The organism is Pseudomonas sp. LB3P14, assembly GCF_054898045.1.
The window spans coordinates 105,367-126,513 of record NZ_CM142714.1 but is presented as its reverse complement, the minus strand read 5'-3'; the positions used below and the strand labels follow the sequence as shown (position 1 = coordinate 126,513).

At 57.5% G+C, this 21,147-nt stretch carries 19 protein-coding genes, 5 tRNA genes and 4 pseudogenes; 12 read left to right on the top strand and 16 right to left on the bottom strand.

What is annotated here, in order from left to right; translation table 11 throughout:
* Window positions 1–18: 18 nt before the first annotated feature.
* The 7 genes from ACYZT5_RS00610 to gltX form a co-directional block, all read right to left on the bottom strand.
* The gene (locus tag ACYZT5_RS00610) at window positions 19–852 is read right to left on the bottom strand and encodes an alpha/beta fold hydrolase (RefSeq protein WP_462049335.1); all 834 of its coding nucleotides are present in this window, start codon (window positions 850–852) and stop codon (window positions 19–21) included.
* A gap of 30 nt (window positions 853–882) precedes the next feature.
* Window positions 883–1,422, bottom strand: coding sequence for a TetR/AcrR family transcriptional regulator (locus tag ACYZT5_RS00605; protein WP_008028313.1), 540 nt, complete (start codon window positions 1,420–1,422; stop codon window positions 883–885).
* A 183-nt stretch (window positions 1,423–1,605) separates the two neighbouring features.
* Window positions 1,606–1,681, bottom strand: a tRNA-Glu gene (locus tag ACYZT5_RS00600).
* A gap of 80 nt (window positions 1,682–1,761) precedes the next feature.
* Window positions 1,762–1,837 (bottom strand) — tRNA-Ala (locus ACYZT5_RS00595).
* 53 nt (window positions 1,838–1,890) lie between these two features.
* Window positions 1,891–1,966: transfer RNA gene (locus ACYZT5_RS00590), tRNA-Glu, on the bottom strand.
* A gap of 79 nt (window positions 1,967–2,045) precedes the next feature.
* Window positions 2,046–2,121, bottom strand: a tRNA-Ala gene (locus tag ACYZT5_RS00585).
* Window positions 2,122–2,311: 190 nt separating this feature from the next.
* Window positions 2,312–3,793, bottom strand: a complete 1,482-nt coding sequence (gene gltX, locus ACYZT5_RS00580; RefSeq protein WP_283183830.1) for a glutamate--tRNA ligase — start codon at window positions 3,791–3,793, stop codon at window positions 2,312–2,314.
* 218 nt (window positions 3,794–4,011) lie between these two features.
* Between gltX and ACYZT5_RS00575 the strand changes: the two genes are divergently transcribed.
* Both ACYZT5_RS00575 and ACYZT5_RS00570 read left to right on the top strand, forming a co-directional pair.
* Window positions 4,012–5,061, top strand: coding sequence for an HlyD family secretion protein (locus tag ACYZT5_RS00575; RefSeq protein WP_462049334.1), 1,050 nt, complete (start codon window positions 4,012–4,014; stop codon window positions 5,059–5,061).
* Window positions 5,051–6,601: an MDR family MFS transporter gene (locus ACYZT5_RS00570; RefSeq protein WP_462049333.1), complete on the top strand. Its 1,551-nt coding sequence runs from the start codon at window positions 5,051–5,053 to the stop codon at window positions 6,599–6,601. The genes ACYZT5_RS00575 and ACYZT5_RS00570 overlap by 11 nt, the downstream gene beginning before the upstream one ends.
* 118 nt (window positions 6,602–6,719) lie before the next feature.
* Here ACYZT5_RS00570 and uvrB read toward each other — a convergent pair whose 3' ends face one another.
* Window positions 6,720–8,735, bottom strand: a complete 2,016-nt coding sequence (gene uvrB, locus ACYZT5_RS00565; RefSeq protein WP_462049332.1) for an excinuclease ABC subunit UvrB — start codon at window positions 8,733–8,735, stop codon at window positions 6,720–6,722.
* Window positions 8,736–9,087: 352 nt separating this feature from the next.
* Between uvrB and ACYZT5_RS00560 the strand changes: the two genes are divergently transcribed.
* Window positions 9,088–10,284, top strand: a complete 1,197-nt coding sequence (locus ACYZT5_RS00560) for an amino acid aminotransferase (RefSeq protein ID WP_462049331.1) — start codon at window positions 9,088–9,090, stop codon at window positions 10,282–10,284.
* Between the two features lie 140 nt (window positions 10,285–10,424).
* Window positions 10,425–10,625 (top strand): hypothetical protein, encoded by a 201-nt coding sequence (locus tag ACYZT5_RS00555; RefSeq protein WP_462049330.1) that lies wholly within the window; start codon window positions 10,425–10,427, stop codon window positions 10,623–10,625.
* Here ACYZT5_RS00555 and ACYZT5_RS00550 read toward each other — a convergent pair.
* Complete coding sequence (locus tag ACYZT5_RS00550; RefSeq protein WP_008007186.1) at window positions 10,622–10,852, bottom strand: hypothetical protein; 231 nt, start codon at window positions 10,850–10,852, stop codon at window positions 10,622–10,624. The genes ACYZT5_RS00555 and ACYZT5_RS00550 overlap by 4 nt on opposite strands.
* Window positions 10,853–11,079: 227 nt before the next feature.
* Here ACYZT5_RS00550 and ACYZT5_RS00545 point away from each other — a divergent pair.
* The 8 genes and pseudogenes from ACYZT5_RS00545 to ACYZT5_RS00510 form a co-directional block, all read left to right on the top strand.
* A tRNA-Asn gene (locus ACYZT5_RS00545) sits at window positions 11,080–11,155 on the top strand.
* A 161-nt stretch (window positions 11,156–11,316) separates the two neighbouring features.
* Window positions 11,317–12,639: pseudogene (locus tag ACYZT5_RS00540) on the top strand (tyrosine-type recombinase/integrase).
* 805 nt (window positions 12,640–13,444) lie between these two features.
* Window positions 13,445–13,787: pseudogene (locus ACYZT5_RS00535) on the top strand (integrase domain-containing protein); the annotation flags it as partial.
* A 216-nt stretch (window positions 13,788–14,003) separates the two neighbouring features.
* Window positions 14,004–14,336 (top strand): carboxymuconolactone decarboxylase family protein, encoded by a 333-nt coding sequence (locus tag ACYZT5_RS00530; protein ID WP_462049329.1) that lies wholly within the window; start codon window positions 14,004–14,006, stop codon window positions 14,334–14,336.
* Between the two features lie 44 nt (window positions 14,337–14,380).
* On the top strand, window positions 14,381–15,487 hold the full coding sequence (locus tag ACYZT5_RS00525; RefSeq protein WP_462049328.1) for an alkene reductase: 1,107 nt from the start codon (window positions 14,381–14,383) through the stop codon (window positions 15,485–15,487).
* 48 nt (window positions 15,488–15,535) lie between these two features.
* On the top strand, window positions 15,536–15,754 hold the full coding sequence (locus ACYZT5_RS00520) for a tautomerase family protein (protein ID WP_095052113.1): 219 nt from the start codon (window positions 15,536–15,538) through the stop codon (window positions 15,752–15,754).
* 111 nt (window positions 15,755–15,865) lie between these two features.
* Window positions 15,866–16,321: pseudogene (gene kefF / locus ACYZT5_RS00515) on the top strand (glutathione-regulated potassium-efflux system oxidoreductase KefF); the annotation flags it as partial.
* Between the two features lie 13 nt (window positions 16,322–16,334).
* Window positions 16,335–16,619, top strand: a pseudogene (locus ACYZT5_RS00510) (glutathione-regulated potassium-efflux system protein KefC); the annotation flags it as partial.
* A 14-nt stretch (window positions 16,620–16,633) separates the two neighbouring features.
* Here ACYZT5_RS00510 and ACYZT5_RS00505 read toward each other — a convergent pair.
* From ACYZT5_RS00505 to ACYZT5_RS00475, 7 genes are all read right to left on the bottom strand, one after another.
* Window positions 16,634–16,963, bottom strand: a complete 330-nt coding sequence (locus ACYZT5_RS00505; RefSeq protein ID WP_104910647.1) for a thioredoxin family protein — start codon at window positions 16,961–16,963, stop codon at window positions 16,634–16,636.
* Window positions 16,964–17,026: 63 nt separating this feature from the next.
* A complete protein-coding gene (locus ACYZT5_RS00500; protein ID WP_462049327.1) occupies window positions 17,027–17,725 on the bottom strand; it encodes a DsbA family oxidoreductase in 699 nt (232 codons plus the stop codon).
* 23 nt (window positions 17,726–17,748) lie between these two features.
* Window positions 17,749–18,321: a TetR/AcrR family transcriptional regulator gene (locus ACYZT5_RS00495; RefSeq protein WP_462049326.1), complete on the bottom strand. Its 573-nt coding sequence runs from the start codon at window positions 18,319–18,321 to the stop codon at window positions 17,749–17,751.
* A 105-nt stretch (window positions 18,322–18,426) separates the two neighbouring features.
* The gene (locus ACYZT5_RS00490; protein WP_462049325.1) at window positions 18,427–19,200 is read right to left on the bottom strand and encodes an SDR family NAD(P)-dependent oxidoreductase; all 774 of its coding nucleotides are present in this window, start codon (window positions 19,198–19,200) and stop codon (window positions 18,427–18,429) included.
* A 98-nt stretch (window positions 19,201–19,298) separates the two neighbouring features.
* A complete protein-coding gene (locus ACYZT5_RS00485) occupies window positions 19,299–19,853 on the bottom strand; it encodes an OsmC family protein (protein ID WP_462049324.1) in 555 nt (184 codons plus the stop codon).
* 397 nt (window positions 19,854–20,250) lie between these two features.
* A complete protein-coding gene (locus tag ACYZT5_RS00480) occupies window positions 20,251–20,826 on the bottom strand; it encodes a TetR/AcrR family transcriptional regulator (protein WP_462049323.1) in 576 nt (191 codons plus the stop codon).
* A 48-nt stretch (window positions 20,827–20,874) separates the two neighbouring features.
* Window positions 20,875–21,108, bottom strand: a complete 234-nt coding sequence (locus ACYZT5_RS00475; RefSeq protein ID WP_462049322.1) for a hypothetical protein — start codon at window positions 21,106–21,108, stop codon at window positions 20,875–20,877.
* Window positions 21,109–21,147: the final 39 nt, after the last annotated feature.

The following is a 21,147-nucleotide window of genomic DNA, read 5'->3' as shown; positions in this document are numbered from 1 at the left end:
GGGCAGTGTAACGGATGCTCAGGCCGATTGGCGCGATTGCAGACTGCGACCGGCCAGCAGCGAAAGAACGCCTTCGATCACTCGAGGGTCAGCCAGCACCCGTTGATGACCACCCGCTTCCAGGCGCAACAGACGGCTGTCAAACCAGGCTTCGTTGATCAGCTGCGATTCCTTGACCGGAACGTAGCAGTCGTCTTCGGCATGGACAATCAGGCCGGGCATGTCGAGTTGATAGTGCGCGACATCCAGCGCCGCAGCGCGCATGCCGACGTCTCTTTCGATCTGACGAATGAACGCTGAACGGGCTTTCGGTGGCAACCGCACGTAACGGGCGAAACCGCGCAACACGCCGAGAATCCGAGCCGGGGCGGCGATAGTGACCAGGGTTTCGGTACGCAAGCCCAGTTGAACGGCGAGCATGGCACTGGCGCCACCCATGGAGTGACCGATGACCGCTTGCAGCGGCGGCAACTCGGCAGCGGCTTCAAGCATGGCTCGAGCAAACAGCACCACATTGGCTTCGCGGCCAGGTGAGCGACCATGAGCCGGGCCGTCCAGAGCAATCACGGTGTAACCGGCATCGACCAGTGCGGTGATGAGGCTGGCAAACTGTGTTGGCCGACCTTCCCAACCGTGCATCAGCAACACGGCCGGGCCCTGCCCCCAACGCAGTGCCGAGAGACCGAAGCGCAAGGTGATGCGCTCGGATTTCGCCAGTAGCGGCAATTCCCAATCACGCGGCGGCAACTCGCGCGGTGTCATGAATGCCAGTCGCATTTTGTTCGCAACCAGTTTTGGTGCGACCCAGCCCAAGGTGCCATTAACGCCACGAATCCACTTCAACGTGCTCATCGCTCTCTCTCCCAAGGCTCGGCCTTCAGGTCATAGCACCGCCGATTTGGCGGCGCGCAGCAATCGATCGGACAACTCTCCTGGCCCCAGCGCGCGCGCCAGAGCCAAACCACCGACCATCAAGGCCATGTCGGCCAAGGCTTTGTCGGTGTCTTCCGGACTGGCCGCCAACTGCGCGACCATCATTTCCACATGCTCATTCAACGCCACACGAAACGCGTCCGGCAGGCGCCCCAGCTCACCGACAGAAGCCGGAATCGGGCACGCTGACTCAGAGGAATCACGGTGTTTGCGTGACAGATAAAACGCTGCAACCAACGCGCGACGCTCTTCGCCGGTCAACTCGGCGTCCATGTCGGCGATCAAGCCACGGCGGTGACCGAGCAGTTGCTTGAACGCTTCCAGCATCATCGCGTCCTTGCTTTCGAAGTGCGCATAGAAGCCGCCGACGGTCAGGCCGGCCGCGCCCATCACTTCGCCCACGCTCGGTTCGGCCGGGCCGCGCTGAATCAGCGCTGCGCTGGCAGCCTTGAGGATGCGTTCGCGGGTTTGAGCTTTTTTATCGTTCATCGTTGCCTCCGAATATTACGACTAGAATATTATTCTCATAATAATTTTCCGCAAGTCGTGGATGTGACCGCTGGTCTGAAGAACAGTTTGAAAGAAATAGGGGATTTGGCCAAACGCCAGACAAACAAAAGGGCCATTCAATAATTGAATGACCCTTATAAAATCCCGCAGAGCGGGTAATCGTGGCGTCCCCTAGGGGACTCGAACCCCTGTTACCGCCGTGAAAGGGCGGTGTCCTAGGCCACTAGACGAAGGGGACGCAAAACCTTCTATACAACTGATCAGTGCTGAGAGCTGATCGATTCAAGGCCGGTGTGGCCAGACCTTGAACTGTAAAATTGGTGGAGCTAAGCGGGATCGAACCGCTGACCTCCTGCATGCCATGCAGGCGCTCTCCCAGCTGAGCTATAGCCCCGGATTTTTCGCCTCGCGGCGGAGCGACATCTTGCAACATCGCTTCTGTAAAACTGGCGTCCCCTAGGGGACTCGAACCCCTGTTACCGCCGTGAAAGGGCGGTGTCCTAGGCCACTAGACGAAGGGGACGCAAACCCTTCTATACAACAGATCAACGCTGAGAGTTGATCGTTTCAAGGCCGGTGTGGCCAGACCTTGAAGTGTAAATTGGTGGAGCTAGACGGGATCGAACCGTCGACCTCTTGCATGCCATGCAAGCGCTCTCCCAGCTGAGCTATAGCCCCTCATCGCTGAGGACGGGGCGAATCTTAATGGCGCTTCGGAAGGCTGTCAAACTTATTTTTAAAATATTTCAAAGTTTTTTGCCGACATAACAATCACTTACCGCCCTCCCCCTGAAAAACCGGGGTGGCGCCGAAGAGCAGGATCAAAAGATCGCAGCCTTCGGCAACTCCTACGCAGGATCAAACTACCTTAGGCGATATTGCCCAAGAGTTTTTCCCACTCCTTGTTTTCCTTCTTCGACACGCCGCCTAGCAAGTCGATTGCCTGGCGCAGACGGAAACGGGTCAGGTCCGGACCGAGGATTTCCATCGCATCAAGCACCGACACCGAACTGGCCTGGCCGGTGATCGCGGCGAACATCAGCGGCATGGCGTCACGCAACTTCAGTTCCAGGGATTCGACCACCGCTTGAATCGTTGCGGTGATGCTGTCCTTCTCCCACTGACGCAGGCTTTCCAGCTTCCACAAAATCAACTGCATCAACTGACGCACCTGATCGCCCGACAGCTTCTTGGATTCAAACAGCTTGGCGTCCGGGTTCACGCCACCGGCGAAGAAGAAACCGGCCAGCGGTGCGACCTGACTGAAGGTTTCAACCCGACCTTGCACGTGCGGCGCGATCTTCATCATGTACTCAGGGTTCAGCGCCCAGGTCTGCAAGCGGCTGGCGAACTCTTCCACCGGCAGGTCCCGCAGCCACTGGCCGTTAAGCCACGACAGCTTCTCGATGTCGAAAATCGGCCCGCCGAGGGAGACGCGGCTCAGGTCGAAGTGGTCGACCATTTCCTGCAGCGAGAACTTCTCGCGCTCGTCCGGCATCGACCAGCCCATGCGCCCCAGATAGTTGAGCATCGCTTCCGGCATGAATCCCATGCGCTCGTAGAACGTCACCGAGGTCGGGTTCTTGCGCTTGGACAGCTTGCTCTTGTCCGGGTTACGCAGCAGCGGCATGTAGCACAGCTCCGGTTGTTCCCAGCCGAAGTATTCGTACAGCAGGATCAGTTTCGGTGCCGAGGGCAGCCACTCTTCGCCGCGCAGAACGTGGGTGATGCCCATCAGGTGGTCATCGACCACGTTGGCCAGGAAGTACGTCGGCAGACCGTCGGTCTTCATCAGCACTTGCATGTCCATACGATCCCACGGGATCTCGACGTCGCCACGCAGCATGTCCGGCACCACGCAAACGCCTTCGCTCGGCACTTTCATGCGGATCACGTGCGGCTCGCCAGCGGCCAGGCGACGATCGACTTCTTCCTTGGACAGCAACAGCGCACGGCCGTCGTATCGCGGGGTTTCGCCGCGGGCCATTTGCTCGGCGCGCATCTGGTCCAGCTCTTCGGCGGTGCAGAAGCACGGGAAGGCGTGGCCCATTTCGACCAGCTGCTGGCAGTACTTCTGATAGATGTCGCCACGCTCGCTCTGCCGGTAAGGTCCGTGCGGGCCGCCGACGTCCGGGCCTTCGCTCCAGTCGATACCCAACCAGCGCAGGGCGTCGAAAATCTGTTGTTCGGACTCGCGGGTCGAACGCAATTGGTCGGTGTCTTCAATGCGCAGGATGAACTCACCGCCATGCTGCTTGGCAAAGCAGTAGTTGAACAAAGCGATGTAAGCGGTACCTACATGGGGATCCCCGGTAGGCGATGGCGCGATGCGAGTGCGGACGGTGGTCATGGCAAGTCTCGAAATGAAGATAAAACAAAGGGCGAATGGTAACAGGCGTTGCCCGCCCGGCTCCAGTGAACAGGGCATTTAAGCCAAGGTTGCGTCTACAACGCGCTCCAGCCTCGGTGAATGGCCGATTATCAGCCAATGGCATTTACCCATCATTCGCTGTATGCCAGATTTGACCGCTGATAACTTCCTTACAATTTCTCGACTACAGTCTGCCCATGCCCGCCCAACTCAAGCGTCGCCTGTTTATTTTCCTGCTGCTCGTCCTGCTGATTGCCGGAGGCTTTTTCGCCCAGTGGTTCTTCAAGGGGCGCTTTTACGAAAGCACCGACAACGCTTATGTCCAGGGCGAGATCACCCGCGTGTCGAGTCAATTGGGCGCGCGCATCGATCAGGTACTGGTGCAGGACAACCAACACGTCGAGAAAGGCCAACTGCTGATCAAGCTCGAAGGCGATGACTTCCACCTCGCCGTCGACCGTGCCAACGCCACCCTCGCCACCCGCGAAGCCGAACGCCTGCAAGCCCGGAGTAAACTGACCCAGCAAGCCAGCCTGATTGCCGCCAGCGAGGCGCAAGTCGCATCCAGCCAGGCCAGCCTCGGTCGTTCGCAGATCGATTTGTCGCGCGCGCAAACCCTACGCAAACCCGGCTATGTCTCGGAAGAACGGGTGACCACCCTCTCCGCCGACAACCACATCGCCCGCTCGCAAGTGACCAAGGCCCAGGCGGACGCACAAAGTCAGCGCCAACAAATCAACTCCCTGGCCGCCGAGATCAAACGCCTCGACGCCATGATCGCCAACGCCAAAACCGATCTGGCCCAGGCCGAACTGAACCTGACCCGCAGCGAAATCCACGCGCCGATCAGCGGCCTGATCGGCCAGCGCGCCGCCCGCGAAGGCCAGTATGTGCAGGCGGGTGCTTACCTGATGTCGATCGTTCCGGATCAGGACATCTGGATTCAGGCCAACTTCAAGGAAACCCAGATTGGCCACATGCAGCCCGGCCAAAAAGCCGAGCTGACATTCGATGCCTACAGCGATATGCCAATCGATGCGCGAGTCGACAGCCTGTTTGCCGCTTCGGGCGCGCAGTTCAGCCTGTTGCCGCCGGACAATGCCACCGGCAACTTCACCAAAGTCGTACAACGGATTCCGGTAAAACTGACCTTCGCCGCGAACAATCCGCTGCAAGGCAAGATTCGTCCGGGCATGTCGGTCACCGCTAAAGTGAACATCAAAGACGCCCCTGACGATGGCCGGTGATCAACTGATCCGTCCGGCCGGCGAACCGACCCGGCGGGACTGGATCGCGGTCATGAGCGTGATGCTCGGCGCCTTCATGGCGGTGCTCGACATCCAGATCACCAACTCGTCGCTAAAGGATATTCAGGGCGCGCTGTCGGCGACCCTGGAAGAAGGTTCGTGGATTTCCACCTCGTACCTGGTGGCGGAAATCATCATGATTCCCCTGACAGCGTGGCTGGTGCAGTTGCTCTCGGCGCGGCGGCTCGCGGTGTGGGTGTCGCTCGGATTTCTCGCCGCTTCCCTGCTCTGCTCCATGGCCTGGAGCCTGGAAAGCATGATCGTCTTCCGTGCGCTACAGGGCTTCACCGGCGGCGCGCTGATCCCTCTGGCGTTCACCCTCACGCTAGTCAAACTCCCCGAACACCACCGCGCCAAAGGCATGGCCATGTTCGCCATGACCGCAACCTTCGCGCCCTCCATCGGCCCGACCCTGGGCGGCTGGCTGACCGAGAATTGGGGCTGGGAATACATCTTCTACATCAACATTCCGCCGGGCCTGATCATGATCGCCGGCCTGATGTACGGCCTGGAGAAAAAACAAGCCCATTGGGAACTGCTGAAAAGTACCGATTACATGGGCATTCTCACGCTGGGCGTCGGCCTCGGTTGTTTGCAGGTGTTTCTGGAGGAAGGCCATCGCAAGGACTGGCTGGAATCGAGCCTGATCGTGACCTTGGGCAGCATCGCGCTGATCAGCCTGATCACCTTTGTGATCGTGCAGACGTCCAAGCCCAACCCGCTGATCAACCTCGGCATCCTGCGCAATCGCAACTTCGGTTTATCGAGTATCTCCAGTGTCGGGATGGGGGTCGGTTTGTACGGCTCGATCTACCTGTTGCCGCTGTACCTGGCACAGATCCAGAACTACAACGCCTTGCAGATCGGCGAAGTGATCATGTGGATGGGCGTGCCGCAGCTGTTTCTGATTCCGCTGGTGCCGAAACTGATGAAATACGTCTCGCCGAAATGGCTCTGTACATTGGGTTTCGGGCTATTTGGATTGGCGAGTTTTTCATCGGGCGTGTTGAACCCGGACTTCGCCGGGCCGCAATTCAATCAGATCCAGATCATCCGGGCGCTGGGCCAGCCGCTGATCATGGTAACCATCTCGTTGATCGCCACGGCGTACATCCTGCCGCAGGACGCGGGGTCGGCATCGAGCCTGTTCAACATCCTGCGCAACCTCGGCGGCGCGATTGGCATCGCCCTCCTCGCTACGTTGCTGGATGCGCGGACCAAGACTTACTTTGATTATTTGCGTGAAGCGATTGTGCCGACCAACCCACAGGTGGCCGAGCGCATGACGTCGCTGACGGATCGGTTTGGCAGTGAGACGGCGGCGCTGGGCAAACTCAGTGAGATTGCGCATCAGCAGGCGTCGATCATGGCTTACAACGATGCGTTTCACTTTGTCGGGATTGCGCTGGGGATCAGCATGCTGGCGGTGTTGTTGACCAAGGCGTTGCCGGCGGGGTTGAAGGCTGGGGAAGCGCACTAGCTACCACTGATCGTTCCCATGCTCCGCGTGGGAATGAATCCAGTGACGCTCTGCGTCACAGCGGACGCGGAGCGTCCGGGGCTGCATTCCCACGCAGAGCATGGGAACGATCCTGAACTCAGACAGTAATCAACCGCTCCCGCAACTTGCCAATCTCATCACGCATCTGCGCCGCGGCTTCGAATTCCAGATCACGCGCCAGCTGGTACATCTTCTCTTCCAGCGCCTTAATCCGCTTGGCGACTTCCCCCGGCGAACGCAATTCGGCTTCGTACTTGGCGTTTTCCTCGGCGGCCTTGGCCATGCCTTTGCGCTTCTTGCTGCGCGAGCCCGGCACGGTGGCGCCTTCCATGATGTCGGCAACGTCCTTGAACACGCCCTTGGGCGTGATGCCATTGGCCAGGTTGAAGGCGATCTGCTTGTCGCGACGACGCTCGGTTTCGCCGATCGCCCGTTCCATCGAGCCGGTGATACGATCTGCGTAGAGAATCGCCCGACCATTGAGGTTGCGCGCCGCCCTGCCGATGGTCTGGATCAGCGAGCGCTCGGAACGCAGGAAGCCTTCCTTGTCCGCATCGAGAATCGCCACCAGGGACACTTCCGGCATGTCCAGGCCTTCACGCAGCAGGTTGATCCCCACCAATACATCGAAGGTGCCCAGACGCAGATCGCGGATGATTTCGACCCGTTCAACCGTGTCGATGTCCGAGTGCAGATAACGCACCCGTACGCCGTGGTCAGCCAGGTAATCAGTCAAGTCTTCGGACATACGCTTGGTCAACGTCGTGACCAGCACCCGCTCCTCCAGCGCCACGCGCTTGCCGATTTCCGAGAGCAGGTCGTCGACCTGGGTCAACGCCGGGCGGATTTCGATTTGCGGATCCACCAGGCCAGTCGGACGGACCAGTTGCTCGACCACGCGACCGGCGTGTTCCGCCTCATAATTACCTGGGGTCGCCGAGACGAAAATCGTCTGCGGGCTGATGTTTTCGAACTCGTCGAAACGCATCGGCCGGTTATCCAGCGCTGACGGCAGGCGGAAACCGTATTCAACCAGCGTCTCCTTACGGGAACGGTCGCCTTTATACATGGCACCGACCTGCGGCACGCTGACGTGGGATTCGTCGATCACCAGCAAGGCGTCGGCCGGCAGGTAGTCAAACAAGGTGGGTGGCGCCTGGCCAGATTCACGGCCCGACAGGTAGCGCGAGTAGTTTTCGATACCGTTGCAGTAACCCAGCTCGAGAATCATCTCCAGGTCAAACCGGGTGCGCTGCTCCAGACGCTGCGCTTCCACCAGTTTGTTGTTGGTACGCAGGTAGTCCAGGCGCTCCTGAAGCTCGACCTTGATTCCTTCGATGGCGCCGAGCAGGGTTTCCCGTGGCGTCACGTAGTGGCTTTTCGGATAGAAAGTGAAGCGCGGCAACTGGCGAGTCACTTCGCCGGTCAACGGATCGAAGGCGGAAATCTTCTCGACTTCATCGTCGAACAGCTCGATGCGGATCGCTTCAAAATCGGATTCCGCCGGGTGGATATCGATCACATCGCCGCGGACCCGGAAGGTCGCACGGGCGAAATCCATGTCGTTGCGGGTGTATTGCAGGTCCGCCAGGCGACGCAGCAACGCACGCTGATCGAGCTTGTCGCCGCGGTCCACGTGCAGCACCATCTTCAAATAGGTTTCCGGGCTGCCCAGACCGTAGATGCACGACACCGTGGTGACGATGATCGCGTCTTTGCGCTCCAGCAACGCTTTGGTCGCGGACAGTCGCATCTGTTCGATGTGATCGTTGATCGAGGCGTCTTTCTCGATGAACGTATCCGACGACGGCACGTAAGCTTCGGGCTGGTAGTAGTCGTAGTAGGAAACGAAGTACTCGACGGCGTTGTTCGGGAAGAACGCTTTGAACTCGCCATATAACTGTGCAGCCAGCGTTTTGTTCGGCGCCAGCACCAGGGTTGGACGCTGCACCTGGGCGATCACGTTGGCGATGCTGAAGGTCTTGCCCGAGCCGGTCACACCGAGCAACGTCTGGTGCGCCAGCCCGGCTTCGATGCCCTCGACCATCAGACGGATGGCTTCCGGCTGATCGCCGGCGGGCTCGAAGCGGGTGACTAGCTGGAATTCAGACATACAATACCTCTCGGTTTTCGGAGCAAGAGCCGCGCCTTGTACGGTCAAACCGGACAGCAACGAGAAAGACCGCAAACGACCGATGTCGCCCGAGGAAAAAACTGGATTGTGCTCAATGTGGAGCCGATTGCCCGCGCTTTCAAGGCAAACGTCCTACATCGGGTAAAACGTTTGACGCTGCCAATCGACTAACGGTCGAAAAATAATCGGAAAAACTTAACCTAAAAGCCGAATCGTCTGTCGCCATCAATCGCTGATGGCCTCTATACTAGCTCCCCGTTTGTGCACCGCTCTAGTGCATTCGGCTGGAGCGCGACACGTCCCTCCACTCTCCATTCAGAGCCGCCGCAAAATGAGCCTGTTCTCCGCTGTCGAAATGGCACCACGCGATCCAATCCTGGGCCTCAACGAAGCATTCAACGCCGATACCCGTACCAACAAGGTCAACCTGGGGGTCGGTGTTTACTGCAACGAGGAGGGGCGAATTCCACTCCTGCGCGCCGTTGTCGAAGCCGAGACGATTCGCGTCGCTCAACACGCTTCCCGTGGCTACCTGCCAATCGACGGCATCGCCGCCTACGACCAGGCTGTGCAGAAATTGCTGTTTGGCAACGACTCGCCGCTGATCGCTGCAGGCCGGGTCATCACCACCCAGGCCGTTGGCGGTACTGGCGCGCTGAAAATCGGTGCCGACTTCCTCAAGCAACTGCTGCCGAACGCCGTCGTGGCGATCAGCGACCCGAGCTGGGAAAACCACCGCGCGCTGTTCGAAACCGCCGGTTTCCCGGTTCAGAACTATCGCTACTACGACGCTGCGACCCACGACGTTAACCGTACCGGTCTGCTGGAAGACTTGAACACCCTGCCGTCCGGTTCGATCGTTGTGCTGCACGCGTGCTGCCACAACCCGACCGGCGTGGACCTGAGCCCGGCGGACTGGAAAAACGTTCTGGACGTGGTGAAAGCCAAAGGTCACGTGCCGTTCCTCGACATGGCCTACCAGGGCTTTGGCGATGGCATCGACGAAGACGCCGCTGCCGTGCGCCTGTTCGCTGAATCGGGCCTGACGTTCTTCGTTTCCAGCTCGTTCTCCAAATCCTTTTCGTTGTACGGCGAGCGCGTGGGCGCCCTGTCGATCGTCAGCGAATCGAAGGAAGAAAGCGCGCGCGTGCTGTCGCAAGTCAAACGCGTGATCCGCACCAACTACTCCAACCCGCCGACCCACGGTGCAAGCATCGTCGCCGCCGTGCTGAACAGCCCGGAACTGCGTACTCAGTGGGAAGAAGAACTGGCCGAAATGCGCCTGCGGATTCGCGGCATGCGCATTCAGATGGTCGACCTGCTGGCGAAAAACGCACCGCAGCGTGACTTCAGCTTCGTCGGCCGCCAGCGTGGCATGTTCTCCTACTCTGGCCTGACGGTTGAGCAAGTGACCCGCCTGCGCAGCGAGTTCGGCATCTACGCCCTGGACACCGGCCGCATCTGCGTTGCCGCGCTGAACCAGAGCAACATCGACGTCGTGACCAAGGCCATCGTTGCGGTGATCTAAGTCGTCGAGTGGTAAAAAAACGGGAAGCCCTTGGGCTTCCCGTTTTTATTTGTCTCAGATAATTCTCAATGCATCGACCGAGGGCTCTAGACTGCACCCACAGGTTTTATGTACACCCCGAAATTCTTACGAGAGCCCACATGAAAAACGATGACCTACGCGCCGACCGCGATGAGCTGGACCACTTCGCGCCTCGCACCCCGGCCAAACGTAGTAATAACCTGGTGATGCAAGTCGCTGCCGGCGTGTTTCTCGGCGGCCTGGCCTTGTGGCTGGTGCAACTGGCCGCAACGATGCTGTACGCCAAATTGATGCTCGCCACCGTCACCTTCGGCGGTTAGGCCAGTTCGGTTGCGCGTTGGCTGGCAGCGTCGTCATAGGCGACGTAGAGCGATTCGGCGACCTGGCTTTTGATGGCCTTGGTGCTTTCCAGGCCCAGGACAAAACCTTCGGCCTTGCCACCGGCACGGTTCAATTCGTCAGCGGTGCTGGCCTGCGTGATTGCGTCGAACAGTTTTTCGGCGTGAGGACCGACGCCTTTAGGCAGGCTGATCTGAGCGATGCTCATGCGAACACCCCGTTGTGGCGAGGCGTGATGGTGGGTTGATTCATGGCGCGTACCTTTTCGGCGAATGGCCGGCAGCGCGTGTAACCACTTCCGGGCGGCCATGGTAGACCTCTGAGGCGATTCTGGTAACCGCCCACGGTCGATAAACCACCGTCCGTCCCCATGAATCCATCAAGTGGCTAAGAGGTACTTGACTTCTCTTTTTGAATCAGTAACATACACGCCATTCCGCGATAGCTCAGTTGGTAGAGCAAGTGACTGTTAATCACTGGGTCCCTGGTTCGAGTCCAGGTCGTGGAGCCATACAAGGTTCCAGAGAAGGCTTCCAAAATCTCTGAAACCCCCGAAAAACCCGCCTTCTGGCGGGTTTTTTCGTTTTGGCGTTCCGTCGGATTCCGGTGGGTACCAACCGTTTAAGGGTAGCGTTTGGGATAGAGGTCAGTTCGATTAAAGGGAGTACCCTTATGTCGCGCACCACTGCTCCACTCTCCGATTCCGCTTGCCGTTCGGCCAAGCCGCAGACCGCGCCTACAAGCTTTTCGACGGCGACGGCCTTTACCTTCTAGTCCAACTCAATGGCCGCAAAGGCTGGCGTCTTAGATACGTCAAACCTGATGGCCGGGAAGGACTGACCTCATTCGGCAACTACCCCATCGCTGGCCTCGCCGATGCGCGCCGCAAGCGCTTGGAGGTCAAGCGAATGCTGGCGGATGGCATTGATCCCATAGAGACCAAGCACCAAGCCAAGGCGGAAGCCGTGATCAAAGGCAGAACCTTTGAAAGCGTTGCGCTGGACTGGCACACGGAAATGTCAGCCAAGTGGGCACCGGACTATTCCAAGACAGTGATGAGTCGCCTCAAAACCCACCTCTTCCTGCTGATCGGCGCCCGCGCCATTGTCGACCTCGACACCCACGACCTTATGCGGCCCCTGGAAGCGATCAAGAAGCGCGGAACGATAGACATTGCTTTAAGGGTACAAAACTACCTGCAGAGCATCATGCGCGAGGCAAAGCGCCTCCGGCTTATCACCGTAAACCCTGCTTACGACCTCGTAGGCTCGATCAAAGCATCGCGGGTCGTCCACCGCCCCGCTTTATCCTTATCGCGCTTGCCGGAACTACAAGGAGCGGATCAACACCTATAAAGGCCGCGCACTTACCCGGCTGACGGTCTTGCTGTCGCTGCACGTGTTTGTACGCTCCAGCGAACTGCGCTTCGCCCGCTGGAGCGAGTTCGACCTCAAGCGCGGCACCTGGGAAATACCCGACACGCGACCAGCGTTGGAAGGCGTACCCTTTTCCACAAGGGGTACGAAGATGGCTGGCGATATCCATCTTGTACCCTTATCGCCGCATGCGGTCGCCCTGCTCGAGCAGATCCACGCAATCACAGGCAAATTTGACTTGGTGTTCGCAGGCGATACCAAGTCTTGGAAACCCATGTCCGAAAACACGGTGAACAGCGCGCTTCGGAAGATGGGCTACGACACCAAAACCGAGATCTGCGGCCATGGCTTTCGTTCGATGGCCTGCAGCGCACTGATCGAGTCGGGTTTGTGGACGGACGCAGCTATCGAGAGGCAGATGAGCCACAAGGAACGCAACAACGTCCGCGCCGCCTACATCCACAAGGCCGAATTCATCGAGGAGCGCAGGCTGATCATGAACTGGTGGAGTCGCTATCTTGAGACTAATCAGCAGGAGCGTGTCAGCCCACGCGAATTCGCCAATCAGACGGGTGCGAATGTCACTCGCCTAAAAGCAAAACGTGGCGCAACTGAGTAAGCGCTCGGTCCTCATATCTCAGTGATCCGTTTGTCCACGCGGGTCCATCCAACCAGGGCTGCAAAGCCGCCCTGTTTGGATGGACCTCACTTAAAAAATCCAAAGCCCACGCAATTGTCTGTGGTCGGGCAAACCGCTGTCGTTGACAGCAACCCAGGTAGCCAGAATCTTTAAGGCTACGCCACACCGTGGTGGTTCTCCCAAAGTGCGATTAGCGTCCGGGGGCTCGCACGGTCACTCACCGAGTGATGGATGCCCACTTCAGATCATTGCCATTGCGGCAAATACATCCCCCTACCCAACTGCCCTGCAGCAACCTATCCGCGTGGCCATTTAATTGCGCCAACCTGCGCCCGTCTCTTTCTCCCGGAAAGAGACGGGCGCTCCTACCACTGCTGCAGCCCACCTCGTACAAGGCTTTGCGGCATTCCCCCTCGTGACAATCGGCGTGACAAACACCGAAGTCACCAGTAACAGCGATGCAGATGATGGTGCCGCAGCCCACGGAATGGCGTGCACCTGAACAATCAGGCATGCCCCGGTCATCGCATCACTGCCTTCACCCGACTCAGGATCTCGCGGCGCCGGTCTCGTCAGCCAGCGCAGCCTCCACCCGCCCACCGGTAACGGTGTTCAGGAGGCCAGATCATGAGATGCCCAAGCTCCCGGTCGTAAAGAGCCGCCAGTCCCGCGCTAGTGGACAACCCTCACAGGTCGCAGGGGCCTTGATCCCTGATAACACTCAACATCCATGGCGGGATGACGTGGGGAAGGTTTCAAAGGTTTGGCTTCGAGGAGTTTGATCATGGCATTGGTGGGTAGACGGGATGGACGCAATTTTGGCTATGGACGGCAACTGAGTTATGCCGGGCCGCAGGCATTGCGCGATCTATTTGGCGGCGGGCATTACGGCACGGTGCAGGCGCACAGTGATCGCTGGCAGGCGTTTGTTCGGTGGTGTCGCTCGGAGGATGGACCAGGGTTTAACGATGCGCGACAAATTGATCGGCAGACCTTGCTGGACTTCGCCGGACATCTGCGCCAGCAAGTTGAATAAGTGCGCTATCGGCATCGCCACCGCGCAAAACCGGTTGCCCAGTGTGAATCGACCCATGACAGCGCTTCGCGGCGATCAGTATGTGAGCGTCTCGACGATGCCTGGCAAGTGGTGCTGACAATCGACAGTCCAGTAATCGTCATCCCCATGAAGCGTTTTTCCTATTGTTCGGGAGCAAACTATCAATACCTTCGATTGCGTCGATAGTGAAAATCAGTACGAGCATATTGTTTGCCTACCAACTGGATGGTATCTTATTAGCAAGTTTATAGATAACTGTAATCAACACCATCCCTGTGAGAATCCCATGCAAGATTGGAAGCAAACCCGCAAAGACATCAATACTCGCTTGGTAGAACTAAACGGCCTGTCTCCGGAAACAATGAAAGGCGTGGCGTCGCTCGGCGCTGCCGGCGGCAAGACCAATCACCTGAACGCGAAGACCCGGGAACTGATCTCCCTCGCCGTAGCCGTGACCACCCGCTGCGACGGTTGCATCGCCTTCCACGCCGCCGAAGCCAAGAAACTTGGCGTCACCAGTGAAGAAGTCGCCGAAGCACTGGGCGTGGCAATCAACATGAACGCCGGTGCCGCGTTGGTGTACAGCACACATGTGCTGGACGCATTCGATAAGTCGTAAATCAAACGCTGACTTTCAACCTGTTAACGACTTCGAGACTAATCATGAATAAGCTGCTCACCCCTTACGATCTGTCCGGTACTGCGCTAAAAAACCGGGTCGTCATGGCCCCCATGACCCGCACCCGGACCCTAGACAACATCCCTAACGAGTTCACCACGCTGTATTACGCACAGCGTGCTTCTGCTGGTCTGCTGATCACCGAAGGCCTGCCGATTTCCGACGAAGCCCGTGGCTACCTGTACACCCCAGGTATTTATGCCGACGAACACTTGCCAGGCTGGCGTCAGGTCACCGACGCGGTGCATGCCAAGGGCGGGAAGATCTTCGCGCAGTTATGGCACGTTGGCCGTATGTCCCATATTTCGGTGCATGGCATGGTTCCGGTTTCTTCGGGTACTCAGCCGGCGGTCGATACCACGGTATATGCCTGGATCGAGCCTGGCGAATCCGGTCCTGTGCAACCCAGCGTGCCTCGTGCGCTGGAAACAGATGAAGTGAAACGTGTCATCGCTGACTTTGTGAAGTCTGCGCGTATGGCGATGGAGGCCGGTTTTGACGGTATCGAAATCATGGCTGCCAACGGGTTCCTGTTCGATCAGTTCCTCAGCAGCGCCTTGAACACCCGTACCGACCAGTACGGTGGCTCTATCGCCAATCGCCAGCGCTTTCTGCTGGAAACCATTGACGCGATTTCTGCCGAAATCGGCGGCTCGAAGATTGGCGTACGGTTCTCGCCGTTTGGCCGCCTGTATGACTTTGGTGTGTACGAAGGTGAAGCAGAAACCTGGATGAGCATGGCGGCAGCGCTTAATGAACGCGAACTGGCCTACGTCCACCTGAACTACCAACCGACCATCGTCGCCGCTGAAACGCCGCCGGGGTTCGGCGCCGCGTTCCGTGAAGCCTACAAGGGCACCTTGATGGCCGCCGGTGGGTTTAACCAAGCCCTCGCTGAGTCGGAACTGGTTAAAGGTGAACTCGACTTGATCGCCTTCGGTACGGCCTACATCGCCAACCCCGATTTGGTGGAGCGCATGCAGAACGGATGGCCACTGGCAGAGGGTGATCGCGCGACTTACTACGGTGTCAGCGATCGCATTGCCAAGGGTTACACCGACTACCCGGAATACGTTGCAGCCAAAGCCTGATTATTCGCTGTTTCATCACCGTCCACTTCAGACATTAAGGAGCACACCATGCCTCTCGTTACCATCAAAGGCATTGAAGGCGTTTTTACCGACAAGCAGAAAGCCGAAGTCATCCAGAAAGTGACGGACGCCATGGTGTCTGTGGAAGGTGAAAACATGCGCGCCCTCACCTGGGTCATCTTCGAAGAGGTCAAAAGCGGAGATTGGGGAATCGCTGGCGAACCCGTGACTGCGCAGGATGTATTGAAACTGCAAGTAGGTAAATAAAGGGTTCCATCCCCAAAAAGCGACTCTCTGGTCGGTGGGCATCTTCATGCCCAACGACCAGAGAGTCTTTTCGTTCTGAATGAACTCGCGATTTGTCGTGGAATGCTCCCAATGATTCTGATCATTTACGCTCACCCTTACCCCGACAAATCCAAGGTTAACGAGGTGATGCTCAGGCAAGCCTCCAATAACCCGGATGTGGTCATACGCTCCTTTTATGACCTGTACCCGGACTTCAACATCGATGTCCCAGCCGAGCAGCAAGCCCTAGAACAGGCAGAGCTTCTGGTCCTGCAACATCCGCTGTACTGGTACAGCTGCCCGCCGCTGCTGAAATTGTGGATCGATAAAGCCTTCACCCAAGGGTGGCCTATGGCAGAGGCGCCACCGCACTCAAAGGTAAGAGCTTGTTGTGGGCCGTGACCACCGGCGGCGAGCACGACCAGTTCGACATGGGTGCCCCCCGGGTTTTCGGTGCTTGCCCACCCCCTGCATGCGACCGCGACCTACTGCCAGATGCGCTGGCTGACGCCTGTGGCTGTCCACGGTGCTTTCAACGCTGCCCCTCGACCCTGCTTTCGCATTGTCTTTGGGCCGCAGGGCATTGGAGCAACTGGGCATTGGTCGTTACGAAGCCCGCGAACGAGCGGATCGATTCCGTCGCCTGAACCTGGAGATGCTGGAAGAAATGGCCGCACAGCCGGTGGATGATACCGAGTTCAAGTATGACGCCTACAAACGGGCCAACGCGCTGTTAACGGAAATCTTCAACGAAGACCGCGCTCATCCCATCGATAACTGGTCCGGGGCAAATCCACACCCGAGGGATGAAAAAGAACGCCAGACTGATCAGCCTGACCGCTGATGGAGGAGGTTCGGTTAAATCGCCTCTTCCAACTCCGCAAGAATGGCTTTTTTCATGGCTCCAACTGAACGGGATCCGGGCATGACCCGCAGCAGCCGCCCCTCATGGAACACCGCCAAGGATGGCACCGCCCGGATACCGTACATTTGCGCGATCGTCGGAGACACCGCCACATCAATCTTTGCAAAAGCCGCCAGGGAGTGAAGCTTTTCTTCCAAGGCATGAAACACCGGTTTCATCTCCTGACAAGGCTTGCACCAAGACGCTGAAAACAGCACAACGCTGCTGCCTTTGGCCACAAAGCGGGCGAACTGCGGAGCACTCAACTCAACGATACGGCTCATTTGGATCTCGCTCTCAATACGGATGAAGGGCGGCACAACCCGGTACCGCACCGCTTCTGCTGATCAAATTTTGCAGCCATCTATGCCGCAGACTTGACTGCTGAATGCGTCATCTTCGACTTTCGACTTCTCCTGCATCTTGTTCAGCGCTTCAAGAAAAGCAGCCTCGGGCTGAGCACCGGACAATGAAAAGGCATTATCGAATACAAACAAAGGCACGCCCGAACCTAGTTGCGCGGCGATATATTCGTCCTCCTCCATCTCTACGCGCAATTCAACGGATGACCACGCCCGTTGGATTAACGCGTCCGAAACGCCTGCGGCCTTGGCTATGGCCTCCAGGCTGCCGCGATCAAACAGCGACTGACCATGGGAGGTGCTTTGCTCATACAACGCCTCGACCAAGCGTTTTTTAACGGCTTCGTCCGCAACCGCCTTGACCAGTACATGGGCATCGGCAGTATCGCCAAACAGCATGCTGTCAAAGCGGTAATCAAGCCCATCGGCCTGGCCATATTTACTGACGGTGTTCATCATCGCGACAGCGGAATCCGGATTGCCGAGCTTGCGTTTAAGGGCAGCGATCATAGGCTCTGGCGCGTGATTCGCCGCCAGGCGATAGGCCCTGACGTTGACTTGTACATTATCTTTTTCAGCAAATTTATCGAGCGCCTGCTCGAATCGACGCTTGGCTACCCAGCACCAAGGGCAAACAAAATCAGACCAGATATCCACTGCATATTTTTTCGAAGAACTTTGCATGACTCGTCCTGCACTCAAAGAAATTAAGACCGCGTTACCAGCGTTTCAAGCAAATGATCGAAGCCTGCCAGCGGGTCGGTTGATCGGCCCAATGTCCAATCGATAAGGCTCGCGCCCTCCAAGCTGCTTAGCAGCATGAACGCGTAGGTCTCAACGGGTTTGTCCAGCGACCAGTTGCGCTGCCGGACCCCGTCATTGAGGGTGGCCTGAAGCCAATCGAGCTGGCTCTCAAAGAACACCCGAGTGAGCCCTTGCAGCGACAGCGGCAGTGCCGCCATTTCTGCCGCCAGGGCGCCACACAAGGGCAGCAGCCCCTCGTTGGCGCTGATGATGAAAAGCCGGGCAAAACCACGAAGCCGCAGCAACGGATCGACATGCGTTTCTTCGATCGAACTGAGGGTCGCATCGAAGCGTTTGATGTAGTCCTTGATCAGCTCCGCGCCCAGGCTTTCCTTGGTCGGGAAGTGATGGTGAATACTGGCTTTTCTAATACCGATCTGCGCCGCAAGATCGGCATAACTGAACGCGGAATAGCCCTTGGAGCGCATTTGGGTTTCCGCGACTTTCAACAGCGCTGCTTTTGTCGTGATCGACATTGAAGACTCCTGCAGCCAGCATTCAGCTTTCTTTCACTTGTACTGAGTGAAGGCGTGAAAGCTCCCGCAGAGGGAGCTTTCATCAGGCCGCGCTCGCCACTGTGGTCAGGCCCGAACAGCCATAATTCCAGCATCCACGTCCCAGATTGCGCCGGTCACCCAGGACGTCTTGTCCGACAGCAGGAACAGGATGGTGTTGGCGACGTCTTCGGGAACGCCGACTCGTCCCAACGGGTGGAAATCGTTCAGCGACTTCATCGCTTCCGGGATCGCCTCTTTGTCCATGAACCCTTCATAGATCGAGGTGTGAACGATCCCTGGCGAGACAGCGTTGACCCGAATACCCGAGTGAGCCAACTCAATTGCCAGGTTGCGTGTCAGCGCATGCAAACCTGCCTTTGCCATGGAGTAGGCAGAGGCCGGCGAACCTGCCAATGCGGCCTGTGCACCGATGGAGCCGACGTTGACAATTGCCCCTTCAAGCTTGACGGCCAGCATGTTCTTGACCACGGCCTGAGTGATAAAGAAGGTCGCGCGGTTGAGCGACAGGTACATGTCGTACTCGGCCTCATCGTGCTCGGTGAACGGCTTGGGAATAAAGATCCCGGCGGAGTTCACCATCAGACTGACATCGCGGTGGTTGGCATTGATTTCCATACGAACGAAATTCATGCCCTCTTCAGTCATCAGGTTGGCGACGATCACCGACACAGGGCCCAGCGGGCTCAGCTCGTTACGCACCGCATCAGCCTTGTCTTGCTTGCTGCCGGTGAGAACTACGCTGCCGCCTGCCTTGAGCACCATGCGTGCCGTTTCCAGGCCCATGCCACTGGTACCGCCGACGACCAACAGTTTTTTGCCTTTAAAAAAATCGTTCATTGCAGACTCCGGTTATCCAGATTCCGTAAGGGTCGGCATCAGGGCAGCTAGCCGTCTACCGGTGCACGCTAGGTTTGAATCTGTTTGAAACAGGCGAATTAGCCCTCACGCACTTCGAGGGTCGGCACCATACGGATAGCTTTCGAAAAGTTGGCGTAGTTGACAGAGGTTTTGAGCACCACGTTGTGCAGCTCTTCAACACGCTCACGGGAGGCGTCGGTATGCAGGCGAATCACTACACTCACTTCGTCGTAGCCCGGGTTGACGCTTTCGTCGATGCCCAGGAAGCCACGCAGGTCGAGGGTGCCGTCAGTCTCGATTTCCAGGCTGTGAATCTTGATCCCCATCATCGCGGCATTGGCGGCATAACCGACCGACATGCAGGCGTTGAGAGCGGCCATCAGCAGCTCTTGAGGGTTAGGCGCAGTGTTCTGGCCCAGCAATTCATTAGGCTCATCGGCGACGATTTCGAAATCCCGCGAGTAGGTTTCACCGCCCAGACTGTAGCGATTGACTTTGGCCACAGAGCGAGTCTGGCCTTTCCACTGAGTCTTGACGTTGAAGCTCGCGTGGCGCTTGGTCGCATCCTCAGCAACGCCTTGGGCAAACTGCTGGAGTGCGGCGACATCGATACCATTCAGGTTGTTGCTCATGTGTTCGTTCCTCTTCGGATGGACCGGGCGTTTGGCCCGGAAGAGAAACAAGACTACCAACTAGTAGGTTGTCGATCAATAGATTATTCTTCTTATAACCAATCGCCAAAAAAAACCAGCTCCGACAGAGTTTTCCTGAATAGGGATAACTGCGATAACAATGCAGTAATTTCTACTTAATCTTGTACTTCTGGTCACACACCGAAAGTGTAGACAAGGGTAGGTATCCGCAACCCAAATGCGAGACTAGACGTACGCTCGTCAGATTGAGTGCGCGCAAAAAGAATTCAGAGAGTGTGAGCTAAGCGGCTGAAACCACTTACGAGGCGGGAAAACGGACCGAGCCAGCGGGGGCAGAATCGGTCGATTTATGACGCAGAATAAAGCTGATCGAACCTCAGTGATGTGTTTCGGTAACCCGAAGTCCATCTAAAATGAAATCAAATCCAGAAGACTGTTCGTAATTGTCGTTCAGCGCCCAAGATACAAAGCTGCCACCTTCCAACGTATTCAAGATGAACCTGGCAGCCTTCACGCCGTCCAGCTCAGCTTTGAGTTCCCCTGCCGCTTGGCCCAGTGCGATATTGGCCTGAAGCCAATTGAGATGGATTTCGAAAAAATCCCGCGTCAATTCCTTTAGGCTTTCAGGCAAAGCCAGCAATTCCGCCGCCAGAGCGCCGCAGAGCGGAAGCATCGCGTTTTTACTGCTTTGTGCGAACATCAAGGCGAAGGCATTGAGCCGATCGATAATGCCGGTATTTTCATCATTGATGCATTCCAGCTGATTCTTGAACCGGAACAGATAACTCTCAACGATGGCAATCGCCAGACTTTCTTTGGTGGGAAAGTGGTGGTGAATACTCGCCTTCTTGATACCGATGTCTTCCGCCAGATCGGCATAGCTGAAGGCTGCGTAGCCCTTGGTACGCAACAGAATCTCAGCGCTGGTCAGGAGGTCGGAACGTGTACTCATGATGCCGTTTCCAAATTTATCAATGCGGCATCATAAATTAGTACTTCTTCATAAGACAGCGCTCAGGTTGCGCACCTGAACCACCCACTGGAATCGGCCTATAAATGAGACCTGCGCGGACTTGAATGGCGGTAAATCCGGCCATGTCTCAAGCAACACCGTCTGCAATGACAGGGCTGCAGATAGCCCGCCAAACACCGTTCTTCCCTGGAGCCAGTTGGCCGGAGCCACGAAGGGCGCAGCGGGATCAAACTGCTGAGTAATCCGGGCCAACGAGCTCATATCGATATTCCTTTTTGAGACGATCCAGGCACGCAGGTA

Bases quoted from the DNA above. Each gene is read 5' to 3' on its own strand.
- ACYZT5_RS00610 (WP_462049335.1), bottom strand. From the start codon at position 852: ATGAGCACGTTGAAGTGGATTCGTGGCGTTAATGGCACCTTGGGCTGG.
- ACYZT5_RS00605 (WP_008028313.1), bottom strand. From the start codon at position 1,422: ATGAACGATAAAAAAGCTCAAACCCGCGAACGCATCCTCAAGGCTGCC.
- gltX (WP_283183830.1), bottom strand. From the start codon at position 3,793: ATGACCACCGTCCGCACTCGCATCGCGCCATCGCCTACCGGGGATCCC.
- ACYZT5_RS00575 (WP_462049334.1), top strand. From the start codon at position 4,012: ATGCCCGCCCAACTCAAGCGTCGCCTGTTTATTTTCCTGCTGCTCGTC.
- ACYZT5_RS00570 (WP_462049333.1), top strand. From the start codon at position 5,051: ATGGCCGGTGATCAACTGATCCGTCCGGCCGGCGAACCGACCCGGCGG.
- uvrB (WP_462049332.1), bottom strand. From the start codon at position 8,735: ATGTCTGAATTCCAGCTAGTCACCCGCTTCGAGCCCGCCGGCGATCAG.
- ACYZT5_RS00560 (WP_462049331.1), top strand. From the start codon at position 9,088: ATGAGCCTGTTCTCCGCTGTCGAAATGGCACCACGCGATCCAATCCTG.
- ACYZT5_RS00555 (WP_462049330.1), top strand. From the start codon at position 10,425: ATGAAAAACGATGACCTACGCGCCGACCGCGATGAGCTGGACCACTTC.
- ACYZT5_RS00550 (WP_008007186.1), bottom strand. From the start codon at position 10,852: ATGAGCATCGCTCAGATCAGCCTGCCTAAAGGCGTCGGTCCTCACGCC.
- ACYZT5_RS00530 (WP_462049329.1), top strand. From the start codon at position 14,004: ATGCAAGATTGGAAGCAAACCCGCAAAGACATCAATACTCGCTTGGTA.
- ACYZT5_RS00525 (WP_462049328.1), top strand. From the start codon at position 14,381: ATGAATAAGCTGCTCACCCCTTACGATCTGTCCGGTACTGCGCTAAAA.
- ACYZT5_RS00520 (WP_095052113.1), top strand. From the start codon at position 15,536: ATGCCTCTCGTTACCATCAAAGGCATTGAAGGCGTTTTTACCGACAAG.
- ACYZT5_RS00505 (WP_104910647.1), bottom strand. From the start codon at position 16,963: ATGAGCCGTATCGTTGAGTTGAGTGCTCCGCAGTTCGCCCGCTTTGTG.
- ACYZT5_RS00500 (WP_462049327.1), bottom strand. From the start codon at position 17,725: ATGCAAAGTTCTTCGAAAAAATATGCAGTGGATATCTGGTCTGATTTT.
- ACYZT5_RS00495 (WP_462049326.1), bottom strand. From the start codon at position 18,321: ATGTCGATCACGACAAAAGCAGCGCTGTTGAAAGTCGCGGAAACCCAA.
- ACYZT5_RS00490 (WP_462049325.1), bottom strand. From the start codon at position 19,200: ATGAACGATTTTTTTAAAGGCAAAAAACTGTTGGTCGTCGGCGGTACC.
- ACYZT5_RS00485 (WP_462049324.1), bottom strand. From the start codon at position 19,853: ATGAGCAACAACCTGAATGGTATCGATGTCGCCGCACTCCAGCAGTTT.
- ACYZT5_RS00480 (WP_462049323.1), bottom strand. From the start codon at position 20,826: ATGAGTACACGTTCCGACCTCCTGACCAGCGCTGAGATTCTGTTGCGT.
- ACYZT5_RS00475 (WP_462049322.1), bottom strand. From the start codon at position 21,108: ATGAGCTCGTTGGCCCGGATTACTCAGCAGTTTGATCCCGCTGCGCCC.